At 63.1% G+C, this 13088-nt stretch carries 9 protein-coding genes; 6 read left to right on the forward strand and 3 right to left on the reverse strand.

The genetic code is table 11. The annotated features are described in order from the left end of the window. Positions 1-151: 151 nt before the first annotated feature. The gene (locus tag C7H85_RS19755; RefSeq protein WP_158260115.1) at positions 152-319 is read right to left on the reverse strand and encodes a hypothetical protein; all 168 of its coding nucleotides are present in this window, start codon (positions 317-319) and stop codon (positions 152-154) included. A gap of 184 nt (positions 320-503) precedes the next feature. Between C7H85_RS19755 and C7H85_RS17110 the strand changes: the two genes are divergently transcribed. The 3 genes from C7H85_RS17110 to gshA are packed head-to-tail and all read left to right on the forward strand — an operon-like array spanning position 504 to position 5924. After that, positions 504-1436: an NADP-dependent oxidoreductase gene (locus tag C7H85_RS17110; RefSeq protein ID WP_106730915.1), complete on the forward strand. Its 933-nt coding sequence runs from the start codon at positions 504-506 to the stop codon at positions 1434-1436. A gap of 31 nt (positions 1437-1467) precedes the next feature. After that, complete coding sequence (locus C7H85_RS17115) at positions 1468-4272, forward strand: M16 family metallopeptidase (RefSeq protein ID WP_106730916.1); 2805 nt, start codon at positions 1468-1470, stop codon at positions 4270-4272. A 59-nt stretch (positions 4273-4331) separates the two neighbouring features. Further along, positions 4332-5924: a glutamate--cysteine ligase gene (gene gshA / locus C7H85_RS17120; RefSeq protein ID WP_106730917.1), complete on the forward strand. Its 1593-nt coding sequence runs from the start codon at positions 4332-4334 to the stop codon at positions 5922-5924. A gap of 318 nt (positions 5925-6242) precedes the next feature. On the opposite strand, the gene C7H85_RS17125 is transcribed toward gshA, so the two are convergent. Beyond that, positions 6243-6989 (reverse strand): outer membrane protein assembly factor BamD, encoded by a 747-nt coding sequence (locus C7H85_RS17125; RefSeq protein WP_106730918.1) that lies wholly within the window; start codon positions 6987-6989, stop codon positions 6243-6245. Between the two features lie 103 nt (positions 6990-7092). Here C7H85_RS17125 and rluD point away from each other — a divergent pair, with 103 nt between their 5' ends. The 3 genes from rluD (at position 7093) to clpB (ending at position 11473) form a co-directional block, all read left to right on the forward strand. Beyond that, complete coding sequence (rluD, locus tag C7H85_RS17130) at positions 7093-8073, forward strand: 23S rRNA pseudouridine(1911/1915/1917) synthase RluD (protein ID WP_106730919.1); 981 nt, start codon at positions 7093-7095, stop codon at positions 8071-8073. Further along, on the forward strand, positions 8064-8789 hold the full coding sequence (gene pgeF / locus C7H85_RS17135) for a peptidoglycan editing factor PgeF (RefSeq protein ID WP_106730920.1): 726 nt from the start codon (positions 8064-8066) through the stop codon (positions 8787-8789). The genes rluD and pgeF overlap by 10 nt, the downstream gene beginning before the upstream one ends. A gap of 110 nt (positions 8790-8899) precedes the next feature. Next, the gene (clpB, locus tag C7H85_RS17140) at positions 8900-11473 is read left to right on the forward strand and encodes an ATP-dependent chaperone ClpB (protein ID WP_106730921.1); all 2574 of its coding nucleotides are present in this window, start codon (positions 8900-8902) and stop codon (positions 11471-11473) included. A gap of 64 nt (positions 11474-11537) precedes the next feature. Here clpB and C7H85_RS17145 read toward each other — a convergent pair whose 3' ends face one another. Further along, positions 11538-12737 (reverse strand): NnrS family protein, encoded by a 1200-nt coding sequence (locus tag C7H85_RS17145; protein ID WP_106730922.1) that lies wholly within the window; start codon positions 12735-12737, stop codon positions 11538-11540. Between the last annotated feature and the right edge of the window lie 351 nt (positions 12738-13088).

The raw sequence follows: 13088 nt of genomic DNA on the forward strand, positions 1-13088 counted from the left end.
TTGAAGCAGCCCGGGTGGTTTGCCGTGTGCCGAGGCTTTCTTTGGCATTGATGTATTGAGCACAGGTTCTCGGGAGCGATAAGTTGCAGACCCTATACGGTATCTGCATGCTTTATGGTGTTTCTTCCAGTTTCTGGCTTAAGGCTTTATGTCAACGGGTCAAGAACATCATCAGGCTGAGGAAGGCCGCCAGCCCCCAGCCCAGGCCGATAATCCAGTAGAACACCTTGGCCCCCCTCCTGATGGGAATGCGGTTATAGAGCAAAAATACATACCAGATCAGCGCCGGGATCAGGGGTAACAGAAACAATCGGGTCATAGCAAAGGCCTTTTGGTGGATAATGTCTCGCTTGATATGGTGGCAATCCATCTGTGCACTGTATCAATAGAGCATAGACCAGCCAATTTATCATTCAGGGCCAGTTGAAACCTTGTATTCGGCACCGGCCGGGAGCCGTGCTATGTTGCCCGGTCATCATCCATAAGAGTCAAGGAGTGAAAAGATGCAGCAATTGGTCATCAAGGCGTTCGGCGATGCGGATCAGCTGGTGCTGGTCGAGACCCAGGCGCCGGTCCTGCAAGACGGGCAGATCCGGGTCAGAATGCACTACGCCGGGGTCAACCCCATCGATGCCAAAACCCGGGCCGGCCTCGGCTGGGGGGCGCAGGCCATCAAGGACAAACTGCCTTGGTCCCCCGGCTTCGAGCTGATGGGAACCGTGCTTGAAACCACCCCCGGGGCCGGCCGCTTCCAGCCCGGTGATCGGGTGTTTGGCTCGGTGGGCGGCGGCGGCTACGGCGAAGAGCTGGTGGTCGATGCCGATACGCTGCTGCCGGTGCCGGACGGAGTGCCGGACGACATGGCCGCCGGCCTGCCGCTGGCCGGTGCCACCGCCTGGCAGGGGCTGACCGATCACGGCGGGCTCAAGGCCGGTGAGCGGGTGCTGATCTCCGCCGCCGCCGGCGGGGTGGGGCACCTGGCGGTGCAGCTGGCCAGGGGGCTGGGGGCGACGGTGGTGGCGCTGGGCTCGGTGGACAACCACGATTTCCTGCGCCAGCTCGGGGCCGACGAGGTGCTGGATTACAAGGACGAGGCGCAGATGGCGGCCATGGCGCCGGTGGATCTGTTCTTCGACCTGGTTGGGGGAACTTCCGGCTCCTCGCTTCTGTCTCATGTGAAGCCTGGTGGTCGGGTGGTCACCGTGCCCACCATTACCGCCGAGCAGGTGATCGCCGCGGCCGTAACCCTCGGTCTCAAGGCGACCGGCATGCTCAGGCGCATCGACAACGATCAGCTGCAGCGCCTGAGCCAGATGGTGGCCGAGGGCCGGTTGCGGGTCGAGGTGACCCGGGTGTTCGCCCTGGCCGAGGGGCCGGCGGCGCACCGCCAGATTGAAACCGGGCACACCCGTGGCAAGGTGTTGCTGCGTGGATGAGCCGCTGTTGTCGTTCATTTAAGGAAAAACCATGAAGTATTGGTCCCTGTTATTGTTGTTGTTTCCCTTGCTGGCACCTGCCGCCCCCGTACTGGTGGACGAAGTCGACAAGGGGCAGGATGAGCTGGTGATCCCTTACCGGATGTACCGGCTGGACAACGGACTGACCCTGATACTGAATCCGGACAAATCCGATCCCCTGGTGCATGTGGAAGTCACCTACCATGTAGGGGCGGCCCGGGAAGAGGTGGATCAGAGCGGGTTTGCCCATTTCTTCGAACACATGATGTTCCAGGGCTCCAAGCATGTAGGGGATCAGGAGCACTTTCGCCTGATCAACGAAGCCGGCGGCACCATGAACGGGACCACCAACCAGGACAGGACCAATTACTATCAGACGGTGCCCGCCAACCACCTGGAGAAGGTGCTGTGGCTGGAGGCGGATCGCATGGGCTTCCTGCTCGAGGCGGTCAGCCAGCGCAAGTTTGAAATCCAGCGCGACACCGTCAAAAACGAGCGCGCCCAGCGCATCGACAACCAGCCCTACGGCCTGGTGGGTGAGCGTATGGGCGAACTGCTCTACCCGCGGGATCATCCCTACAGCTGGCAGCCCATCGGCTATGTGGAGGATCTGGACCGGGTCGACGTCAACGATCTCAAGGCGTTCTTTTTACGCTGGTACGGCCCCAACAACGCCACCCTGGTGATCTCCGGCGACTTCGACACCGAGCAGGCCCTGGCCTGGGTGGAGCAGTACTTCGGCCCCATTCCCGCCGGCCCCAAGGTGCCCCAGGCCGAACCCAGGCCGGCCCGGCTCGAGCGGGATCGCCACCAGACCCTGGTGGATAGCCGCATCCGCATGCCGATGCTGTACAGCTCCTATCCCACCGTCCACCTGGGCCACCGGGACGAAGCGGCGCTGGACGTGCTGGCCAGCGTGCTCGGCGGCGGCAAGAGCTCCCTGCTGTATCAGCAACTGGTGGAAACCGGCAAGGCGGTCAGCGCCGGCGCCAGCCACTACTGTGCCGAGCTGGCCTGCACCCTCAGCATCTGGGCTTACAGCAATCCCTCCAACGGCGGCAGCCTGGCCCCGCTGCAGCAGGAGATCGATGGTATCGTCTCGGCCATCGCCGAGCGCGGCATCAACGCCGATGACGTGCACAAGGCCGTGACCCAGCTGCGGGCCGAGCTGATCCTCGGGCTCGACAGCGCCGAGGGCAAGGCCCGGCAGCTGGCGCTGGGGCAGGTGCTGAAGGACGACCCGCTCTACGTGATCAACGCCTGGCGCCAGCTGGCGGAAACCACCCCGGAGGACGTGACCGCCGTCTACCACCGGTACGTGCAGGACCAGCCCAAGGCGGTACTGAGCGTGGTGCCCAAGGGCAAGATCGGCTGGCAGGTGGCCGAGCCGGATTACCTGACGCCGGCGCGGGTCCTGCCCGAGCGGGAGCATATCGACGAGCTGCCCCTGCGCGAGGTGGTGGACAGCTTCGATCGCAGCCGGATGCCGGAAGCGGCCGAGCCGGTGCTGGTGACGGTACCGCCCCTGTGGCGCGAAACCCTGGGGGACAATATCCAACTGCTGGGCACGGTGAACAGCGAGATCCCGGCGGTGTCGGTGATCCTGGCCCTGCCCGGCGGCCAGCGCGCCGAGGGCGAAGGCGAGCTCGGGCTGGCCGCACTGACCGCAGCCATGATGAACCAGGGCACCGAAAGGCTGAGTTCGGGTGCCTTCAGCGAGGCGCTGGAACGGCTGGGGGCCAGCATCAATGTACGCCCCGGCTTTTATACCAACCTGATCGAGATCACCAGCCTGACCGATACCCTGCCGCAGACCCTGGCGCTGGTGGAGGAGCTGTTGTTCAGCCCGGGCCTGCGCGAGGCGGACTTTGAACAGGTCCGGTCCCGGTTGCTGGAATCCATGGCCCAGAGCCGGCACCAACCCTCCTGGCTGGCCCAGCATGGCTTTCGCAAGCTGATGTACGGTGAAACCCGCATGGGGCTGCCGGATGAAGGGGAGCCGGGGCAGTTGAGCCGGCTCACCCTGGAGCAGGTACGCCAGTATTACCGCCGTTATTACCATCCGGCCAACGGCCACGTGATAGTGGCGGGTGATCTGGGCGCGGAGCAGGCGAAGCAGGCGTTCGCCTTCCTGACCCGCTGGCCGGGCGAGGCGCCGGAGGTGCCCGAGGTGACGGTGGTGCCCCAGCCGGTCGACGCCGGCGTTTACGTGATCGACGTGCCCGGCTCGTTGCAGTCGGCGCTGCGCATCGGCCGGCGCGCCCTGCCGCTGGACGCTACCGGTCCCTTCTTCCATGCCAACCTGATGAACTTCAACCTGGGCGGCAACTTCAACAGCCGCATCAACCAGAACCTGCGGGAAGACAAGGGCTTCACCTATGGCGCCCATTCCTACTTTACCGGCAACCGGAATGCAGGAGTGTTCGTGGTGGCTACCGATGTGCGGGGAGACGTCACCGTGCCCGCCATCGAGAACATACTGGCGGAGCTCGAGCGTTTCAGGGCGGGCGGCCCGGTCCCGGAGGAGCTGGCCTATCTGCGCAGCAGCTATTCCCAGCAGGATGCGCTGTCATACGAAACCCTGAGCCAAAAGGCCGGCTTCCTGCTGCAACTGGCGATGATGGAGCTGTCGCCGGACTACCTGAGCCAGCAGCAACGCATAGTGTCGAGCATCGACGGCGAGGCGTTGACCCGGGTGGCCGGCGAATGGCTGGATCCGAATGAGATGGTGATTGTGGTGGTGGGCGACAAGGCAAAACTTGAAAAATCGCTGGCGCAACTCAATCTTCCGGTGCACGATTTGACGATGGAATGATGAGGCCGGTGCCTCCCACGGGATTGCTGCGGCAATCCCGTGTCACAGAGCGATTAACAATGACCAAAACAACCCCTTCCCTGGCCGAACGCATCCAAGCCCTGCAAGCGCCCGAGCGGCTGCCCGCCATCAAGGGCATCCGCCGCGGCATAGAGCGCGAATGCCTGCGCATCACCGCCGACGGCCACCTGGCGCAGACGCCGCACCCGGCCAGCCTGGGCTCGGCGCTGACCCACGCCAACATCACCACCGACTTTTCCGAGTCGCTGATGGAGTTCATTACCCCGGTATCGGATTCGGTGGAGATACTGCTGGCGCAGCTCACCGATATTCACCGTTATGCGGTGCGCCACCTGGACAACGAACAGCTGTGGCCGCTGAGCATGCCCTGCCTGCTGAAGGGAGACGATCATATTCCCCTGGCCCAGTACGGCAGCTCCAATATCGGCCGGATGAAGACCCTGTATCGCCAGGGGCTGCATCACCGTTACGGCAGCCGGATGCAGGTGATCGCCGGGGTGCATTTCAATTTTTCCATGCCCGACAGTTTCTGGAGCGAGTGGCACCAGCTGGAAGGCAACGGCGGCTGCCTGCAGGCCTTCGTGTCCGAAGCCTACCTGGGGCTTATCCGCAACGTCTACCGCTACGGCTGGCTGATCCCCTACCTGTTCGGCGCTTCGCCGGCGTTGTGCGGCTCCTTCCTCAAGGGCAAGGAGCATCACCTGCCGTTCGAGCGCCTCGGCAAGGGTACCCTGTACCTGCCCTACGCCACCTCGCTGCGGTTGTCGGATCTGGGCTATACCAACAACGCCCAGGCGGGGCTGAATATCTCCCTCAACAGCCTGGATCAATACGTGGCCTCGCTGCGCCGGGCCATCGGCACCCATGCGGCGGAATTTGCCAGGATCGGGGTGAAGGTGGACGGCGAATACCGCCAGCTGAACGACAATGTTCTGCAGATCGAAAACGAACTGTACGCGCCCATCCGCCCCAAACGCACCGCCGAGAGTGGCGAGAAGCCGTCCCAGGCGCTGGATTCCCGCGGCGTGGAGTACATCGAGGTGCGCTCCATCGACGTCAATCCCTTCGCGGCGGTGGGCATCGATCAGTCGCAGATCCGCTTCCTGGATACCTTCCTGCTGTGGTGTCTGTTGACCCCGTCCGCGCCCCTGACGGAGGAGGAAATCGCCCTCAACCGGCGCAATTTCACCAGGGTGGTGCTGGAGGGGCGCCGGCCCGGCCTGGAGCTGGAAGTGCTCGGCGGCGAAAGTCTGCCCCTGCAGGCGCTGGGCGAGCGTTACTTTGCCGAGCTGGCCGGGGTGGCCAGTCTGCTCGACTCCTGCTGCTGCCGGGGTTGTTACGGCGAGGCGCACCAGCAGCAGCTGGCGGCGATCCGCGATCCTTCCCTGACCCTGTCGGCCCGGGTGCTGGCGTTGTTGCGGCAGGACGATCAGGACGTGCTGCCCTTCGGCCTGGCGCTGGCCGGGCGTTACCATGATCTGCTGCAAAACGCCAAGCCCCGGTTCTGGGACGACGGCTACTTCGACGAAGAAGGGATCCGCTCCCTGGCACGCCAGCGCAAGATCGAGCAGGCCGACTCCGTCGGTTTCGATGAATTCCTGGATGCCTACTTCAGCAGCCAGCAGCTCTGAGCCGAAGGCGCTTTCGCCGGGCGTCGCGACCCGGTACCAGCAAAAAGCCCCGCGAATGCGGGGCTTTCAGTTTGATGGCAAAGTCGTCTGTTTCACTGGTATAAGTCGGCTAAAGGGCCAACTCCGCCGACACGCTTCAAGTACATCCCGGTATCGCTCGGCACATGCCATCCCTGGCATATGACGGTCGGTGGAGCCGTTCCCTTTATCCGCCTGTTTTGGCATGGGGGTTGCCTGTTTAGGTAAGCTTAACGCTTTGTCAGCAGTCTGAAAGCCCCGCGAATGCGGGGCTTTGTCGTGACGGCATGGGGGAGCGGTTCAGCTGTTGGGAAAGTTGGCCCGCAGCACCGCCTTGGCGTTGTTGGCCATCTCGCTCAGGCCCAGGGTGTCGTAGGCGTCGGCCATGATCTCCAGCGCCGGCTTCATCAGCTCGGTATCCGGGTAGGACTGCACCACGAACTTGGCCCGGTTGGCCGCCGCCAGCCAGGCGCCGCGCTTCATGTAGTACTGGGCCACCGCCAGATCGTGCTTGGCGAGCCGGTTTTTCAGGCTGATCATCCGGGCCCGGGCATCGGCGGCATAGACGCTGTCCGGATACTGGCGCAACAACTGGCGGAAATCGGCGAACGCCTGGCGGGCATAGGCCGGATCCCGATCGGCCCGGTCGATATTGAGCAATCCCTGGAAGAAGTTGTAGTCGGCCGACATATTGGTCAGGCCGCGCATGTACTGGGCGTAGTCCACGCTGGGGTGGTTGGGGTTGAGGCGGATGAAGCGGTCGATGTTGGCCAGGGCCCGGGCGGTATCGTCCTGCTTGTAGTAGGCATAGATAAGATCGAGTTGCACCTGGTTCGAATAGGCGCCGAACGGATAACGGGAATCCATGGCTTCGAGCAGTTCGGCCGCACGAATGTAGTTGCCGGCCTGCAAGCGTTCCTGGGCATCCTGATACAGCACCTCGGGCGGCTCGTCCGGCACATCGTCCTTCTTGGTGCTGGAGCAGCCGGTGGCGGCCAGCGCCAGGGCGAGTGTCAGGGTGAGCCATACGCTTCGTTGTTTAGCCATTGAGTTAGTCCATTCTTTTTGCAAAATTCGGAAACTGATTAAGCTCAGCGTCAAGAACCGCTAGAATACCCAATTAAACATCTTTTGGTAACCAGTGGTCTCTATGAGCCAGCAAATCGAACTGAACGGCGTGGTCGCCGATCATCAATACGGTCAACGCTTGGATCAGGCGTTGGCGGAAATGTTCCCCGATTATTCCCGTTCCCGCATAAAAACCTGGATCCAGCAGGATCAGGTGCGGCTCGATGGCCAGGTGGTCAGCAAGCCGCGGGAAAAAGTGTTGCCGGGGCAACGGGTGCTGGTCAACACCGAGCTGGAAGACGAGGTCCGGTTTGAGGCGGAAGACATCGCACTCGACATCGTCTACGAAGACGATGACATCCTGGTGATCAACAAGCCCGCCGGCCTGGTGGTGCACCCCGGCGCCGGCACTCCCGACGGCACCCTGCTCAATGCCCTGCTGCATCATTGCCCGAGCATTGCCGAAGTCCCGCGGGCCGGCATAGTGCACCGGCTCGACAAGGACACCACCGGGCTGATGGTGGTGGCCAAGACGGTGCCGGCGCAAACTCACCTGGTGACGGCGCTGCAGGCGCGGGAGATCACCCGGGAATACGAAGCGGTGGCCATCGGCCACATGACCGCTGGCGGGACCGTCGACGCCAATATCGGTCGCCATCCGACCCAGCGCATCCAGATGGCGGTCACGCCCGGCGGCAAGCCGGCGATCACCCACTACCGGGTGATGGAAAAATTCCGCGCCCACACCCGGCTGCGGCTGCGGCTCGAAACCGGTCGCACCCACCAGATCCGGGTGCACATGGCCTACCTCAAGCATCCGCTGGTGGGGGATCCGGTGTATGGCGGCCGGCTCAAACCGCCGCGCAGTGCCGAGCCGGAGCTGCTGGAATTCCTGCGCGGCTTCAAGCGCCAGGCGCTGCATGCGGTGATGTTGCGGCTGGAGCACCCCATTACCGGCAAGATGATGGAATGGCACGCCCCGGTACCCGAAGACATGGTGGCGCTGGTGGAGGTATTGCGTGCCGACACCGTGGCCCACCCGGACGATCTGGTATGGATATAATTCTGCCCGACTGGCCGGCGCCGGCCAACGTCTGTGCGGCCCAAAGCGGCCGCACCGGGGGCGTGAGCCATGCCCCCTTCCACAGCCTGAACCTGGGCACCCACGTCGGCGACAGCCGCCAGTACGTGGCCACCAACCGGGAACGGCTGGGGGCCTATCTGAACCTGCCCGCCGAGCCGGTATGGCTGGAACAGGTGCACGGCACCCGGGTGCTGACCCTGCCGACGGAAGGCATTGAACGCACCGCCGATGCGGTGGTGACCCGCACCCCGGGCCAGGTGTGCACGGTGATGACCGCCGACTGCCTGGCGGTCTTGTTCTGCGACCAGGACGGCACCGTGGTGGGCGCCGCCCACGCCGGCTGGCGCGGCCTGGCGGCCGGGGTGCTGGAAGCCACCCTGGAAGCGATGCGGGTCGATCCGGAATCCGTGCTGGCCTGGATGGGGCCGGCCATCGGCCCGGGGGCCTTCGAGGTGGGCGACGAGGTGCGGGACGCCTTCATACAGCACTCTCCGCTGGCGGCGGATGCCTTCGTGCTCCACGGCGAGAAATGGCTGGCGGATATCTACCACCTGGCCCGGTTGCGGCTGGCGGCGGCCGGGGTGCACCATATCTACGGCGGCGAGCATTGTACCTACGCCGAGCCGGAACGCTTCTTCTCCTACCGGCGTGATCAACGCACCGGACGCATGGCCAGCCTGATCTGGTTGGATTAGCAAAAACTTATGTTGTGGCCGGTTGAAATCCGGCCATAAAACCCCATCTTTAGTATCAGTAATTGAGCTTGTGTTCCCGCCGTCCGGCGGGTGTTTCGAGGAGAGCACTGATGCGTCTTGACCGTCTTACCAGTAAATTCCAACTCGCCCTGCAAGACGCCCAGTCCATGGCGCTGGGGCGGGATCACGCCTACATAGAGCCGGCTCATCTGCTGGTGGCCATGCTCAACCAGGAAGGGGGCACCCTGCGCCCGCTGCTGACCTCCGCCGGGGTGGACAGCAACACCCTGCGGGTGGAGCTGGACAAGTCCCTCGACCGCCTGCCCAGGGTGAGCGGCGGCGACATGGACGTGCAGGTGTCGCCGGTGCTCGGCCGCCTGCTCAACCAGTGCGACAAGCTGGCCCAGCAACGCAAGGACGCCTATATTTCCTCGGAACTGTTGTTGCTGGCGGCGCTCGACGACAAGGGCGAGCTGGGTGAACTACTCAAGCGGGCGGGGCTCTCCAAGGACAGGCTGACCAAGGCCATCGATCAGGTGCGTGGCGGCCAGAAGGTGGACGATCCCAACGCCGAGGAAAACCGCCAGGCGCTGGAGAAATACACCATCGATCTCACCGAGCGGGCCGAACAGGGCAAGCTGGATCCGGTGATCGGCCGGGACGATGAAATCCGCCGTACCATCCAGGTGCTGCAACGGCGCACCAAGAACAACCCGGTGCTGATCGGCGAACCCGGGGTGGGCAAGACCGCCATCGCCGAAGGCCTGGCCCAGCGCATCATCAACGGCGAGGTACCGGAAGGGCTCAAGAACAAGCGGGTGCTGTCCCTCGACATGGGCGCCCTGGTGGCCGGCGCCAAGTATCGCGGCGAGTTCGAGGAGCGGCTCAAGGCGTTGCTCAACGAACTGGCCAAGGAAGAGGGGCAGATCATCCTCTTTATCGACGAACTGCACACCATGGTCGGCGCCGGCAAGGGCGAGGGCGCCATGGACGCGGGCAACATGCTCAAGCCGGCGCTGGCGCGGGGAGAACTGCACTGCGTGGGTGCCACCACCCTGGACGAGTACCGCCAGTACGTGGAAAAGGACGCGGCGCTGGAGCGCCGGTTCCAGAAGGTGCTGGTCAACCAGCCGACGGTGGAGGACACCATCGCCATCCTGCGCGGGCTGAAGGAGCGCTACGAGCTGCATCACCATGTGCAGATCACCGATCCGGCCATCGTCGCGGCGGCGACCCTGTCCCATCGCTATATCGCCGACCGCCAGTTGCCGGACAAGGCCATCGATCTCATCGACGAGGCGGCCTCCAGTATCCGGCTGCAGATCGACTCCAAGCCCGAGCCGCTGGACAAGCTCGACCGGCGCATCATCCAGCTGAAGCTGGAGGAGCAGGCGCTGCTGAAGGAAGACGACGAAGGCAGCCGCAAGCGGCTGCAGCTGATCCGCGATGAACTGGCGGAAAAAGAACGGGAATACGCCGACCTGGAGGAAATCTGGAAATCGGAAAAGGCCGCGCTGGCCGGTACCCAACATATCAAGGCCGAACTGGAACAGGTTCGTCAGGAGCTGGACGTGGCCCGGCGGGCAGGGGATCTGACGCGGATGTCCGAGCTGCAGTACGGCCGCATCCCCGAGCTGGAAAAACAGCTTGATCTGGCGGCCCAGGCCGAGATGCAGGAGCAGCACCTGCTGAAGAACCGGGTCACCGATGAGGAGATTGCCGATGTGCTGTCGCGCTGGACCGGTATTCCGGTGGCCAAGATGCTGGAAGGCGAAAAGGAAAAACTGCTGCGCATGGAAGAGACCCTGCACGACCAGGTGATCGGCCAGAACGAGGCGGTGGACGCGGTGGCCAATGCCATTCGCCGCAGCCGCGCCGGCTTGTCCGATCCCAACCGGCCGGTGGGCTCCTTCCTGTTCATGGGCCCGACCGGGGTGGGCAAGACCGAACTGTGCAAGGCATTGGCCGACTTCCTGTTCGATAGCCGCGATGCCATGGTGCGCATCGACATGTCGGAGTTCATGGAAAAACACTCGGTGTCCCGGCTGGTGGGCGCGCCTCCCGGCTATGTGGGTTACGAGGAAGGCGGTTACCTGACCGAGGCGGTCCGGCGCAAACCCTATTCGGTGATCCTGCTGGATGAGGTGGAAAAGGCCCACCCGGACGTGTTCAACATCCTGCTGCAGGTGCTGGACGACGGCCGCCTCACCGACGGTCAGGGCCGTACCGTGGACTTTCGCAATACGGTGGTGATCATGACCTCCAACATCGGCTCGGATCTGATCCAGGAGCACAGCACCAGCAAGGACTACGACCAGATGAAGGCCATGCTGCTGGAGGTGCTGGGGCACCAGTTCCGCCCGGAGTTTATCAACCGCATCGACGAAATAGTGGTGTTCCACCCGCTGGCGGAAGATCACATCAAGTCCATCGCCCGTATCCAGATGCAGGGGCTGGTGGACCGGCTCGAAGCCATGGGTTACGAGGTAAGTATTACCGAACGGCTGGTGGAAAAACTGGCCCATGCGGGCTTCGATCCCCTGTTCGGGGCCCGACCGCTCAAGCGGGCGATACAGCACAAGGTGGAGGATCCCCTGGCCCAGGCCATACTGTCCGGCCAGGTGCTGCCCGGCAAGCCATTGGAGCTGGATGCCAACGGCAGCGGCCTGGTGCTCAACCAGTAAACAAAAATCCCGCATCGGCGGGATTTTTTATGATCTTAAAACACCAGTGGCAAGGAGAGCTGTGTCAGCCGGGCCGGCCATCGACCCTCGGCTGGGTCAGCACCGGCCAGTACAGCCGGCAGAACTGGCCGAAGGCCAGGGTCCAGGCCAGGGCGCTGCCGTGGTAGGCGATGGTGGTCAGGCCCGGTGCCAACAGTGGCAACAGGCTGCGCAGCAGGGCCGCGAGGATGACCAGGGCAAAAGCCACCGCCATCGGTTTGCCGATCTCCAGCGGCCGGCCGGAGTGACCCAGGGAGACCCGGGCAATCATACCCAGGATCACCGCGCCCAGGGCGCCGGCGGTCAGCCAGTGGCTGGCCAGGGAGACGGTGATGCCCAGTTGCAGCAGGGCGGCAGCCAGGGCCAGCAGGCCCAGGGGGATAAACAGATAACCCAGGTGCAGGATCCACAGCAGGGGGATGTTCAAGGTCAGTTTGCTGTTCCAGCGTGCCAGGCGAGCCAGGTTGCTGAGCGCGGCGACCAGCAGCACCACTGCCAGCAGGCCGTTGAACAGGGCGGTTCTGGGTAACAGCAGCCAGCCGAGGGTGGCCAGCCAGAGCGAACCCAGGCTGAGCTTTTCCAGCAACATCATCGGCTGGGGTTTTTCCGTGCCGGTGGCGCGTGACGTAAAGAAGGGGATGACCCGGCCCCCCATCACCGCAATCAGCGCCGAGAGGGTCAGCACGGCGCTAATAAACACCCGTTCGGCCAGCAACCAGTTGCCACTGGCCGCCGCATAGTAACTGAGGACGTTGAGCAGGGTCAGGAAGCCGAGCAGGGGCACGAAGAACAGGTTGCGCCATTGCTTGATCTGGATAATGGGCCTGGCCAGCATGCCCGCAATCAGCGGAAGCCAGAGCAAGTCCAGCACTATGACCAGCGGGTTCAGTTCGCCCCGTAGCGGCATCAGCAGCCGGGGCAGCAGCCAGAGCCCCGATACCAGCGCCAGTGGCCAGCCGCGCACACCGGGAATGCCGGTCCAGTTCTGGATAGCGGTCAGCACAAAGCCGGCGACAATGGCCAGGCCAAAGCCGAAAATCATTTCGTGGGCATGCCACCAGATGGGATTACCGACGCCGGGGAGCACCCTGGCACCAGAGAGGGCCAATAACCACAACAGCATCGCCAGACAGGCATAGAGGGCGCCACCCAGGAAAAAAGTCCTGAAGCCCAGGCGGAACAATGGCCATATCTTGCTTTCTTTCTCTGCGTCCAGGATTTGCATGGGAGTCACCTATTATATGTATTTTATTTACCTATTATATGGTGATGTTCAGAGAAAAACCGGATCAGGATCAAAACAAGGAAAAAAAGCCGGTTTTGGTTGGTTTTTGAGCGAACGGTTTCTTTTGTCAAAAAAGCCCTTGCGCAAAAAGCGCGGCTGCCTATAATGCGCATCCACTGACACGGCGCAACCCGCCGCGGTCACAAGCGGTAAAAACTTCGGTCTTAACGCTTGACGAATCAAAAGGACGGCGTAGAATACGCAGCCCTGACCAACACCAGGTCAACGCTCTTTAACAATCTATCAAGCAAACTGTGTGGGCACTCACAGTGCGTTGGGAAACAAAAAAAT

This window comes from Zobellella endophytica (genome assembly GCF_003012775.1).
Classification (GTDB): domain Bacteria; phylum Pseudomonadota; class Gammaproteobacteria; order Enterobacterales; family Aeromonadaceae; genus Oceanimonas; species Oceanimonas endophytica.

Excerpts from the sequence above, each read along its gene's own strand:
- C7H85_RS19755 (WP_158260115.1), bottom strand. The coding sequence starts at position 319 with ATGACCCGATTGTTTCTGTTACCCCTGATCCCGGCGCTGATCTGGTAT.
- C7H85_RS17110 (WP_106730915.1), top strand. The coding sequence starts at position 504 with ATGCAGCAATTGGTCATCAAGGCGTTCGGCGATGCGGATCAGCTGGTG.
- C7H85_RS17115 (WP_106730916.1), top strand. The coding sequence starts at position 1,468 with ATGAAGTATTGGTCCCTGTTATTGTTGTTGTTTCCCTTGCTGGCACCT.
- gshA (WP_106730917.1), top strand. The coding sequence starts at position 4,332 with ATGACCAAAACAACCCCTTCCCTGGCCGAACGCATCCAAGCCCTGCAA.
- C7H85_RS17125 (WP_106730918.1), bottom strand. The coding sequence starts at position 6,989 with ATGGCTAAACAACGAAGCGTATGGCTCACCCTGACACTCGCCCTGGCG.
- rluD (WP_106730919.1), top strand. The coding sequence starts at position 7,093 with ATGAGCCAGCAAATCGAACTGAACGGCGTGGTCGCCGATCATCAATAC.
- pgeF (WP_106730920.1), top strand. The coding sequence starts at position 8,064 with ATGGATATAATTCTGCCCGACTGGCCGGCGCCGGCCAACGTCTGTGCG.
- clpB (WP_106730921.1), top strand. The coding sequence starts at position 8,900 with ATGCGTCTTGACCGTCTTACCAGTAAATTCCAACTCGCCCTGCAAGAC.
- C7H85_RS17145 (WP_106730922.1), bottom strand. The coding sequence starts at position 12,737 with ATGCAAATCCTGGACGCAGAGAAAGAAAGCAAGATATGGCCATTGTTC.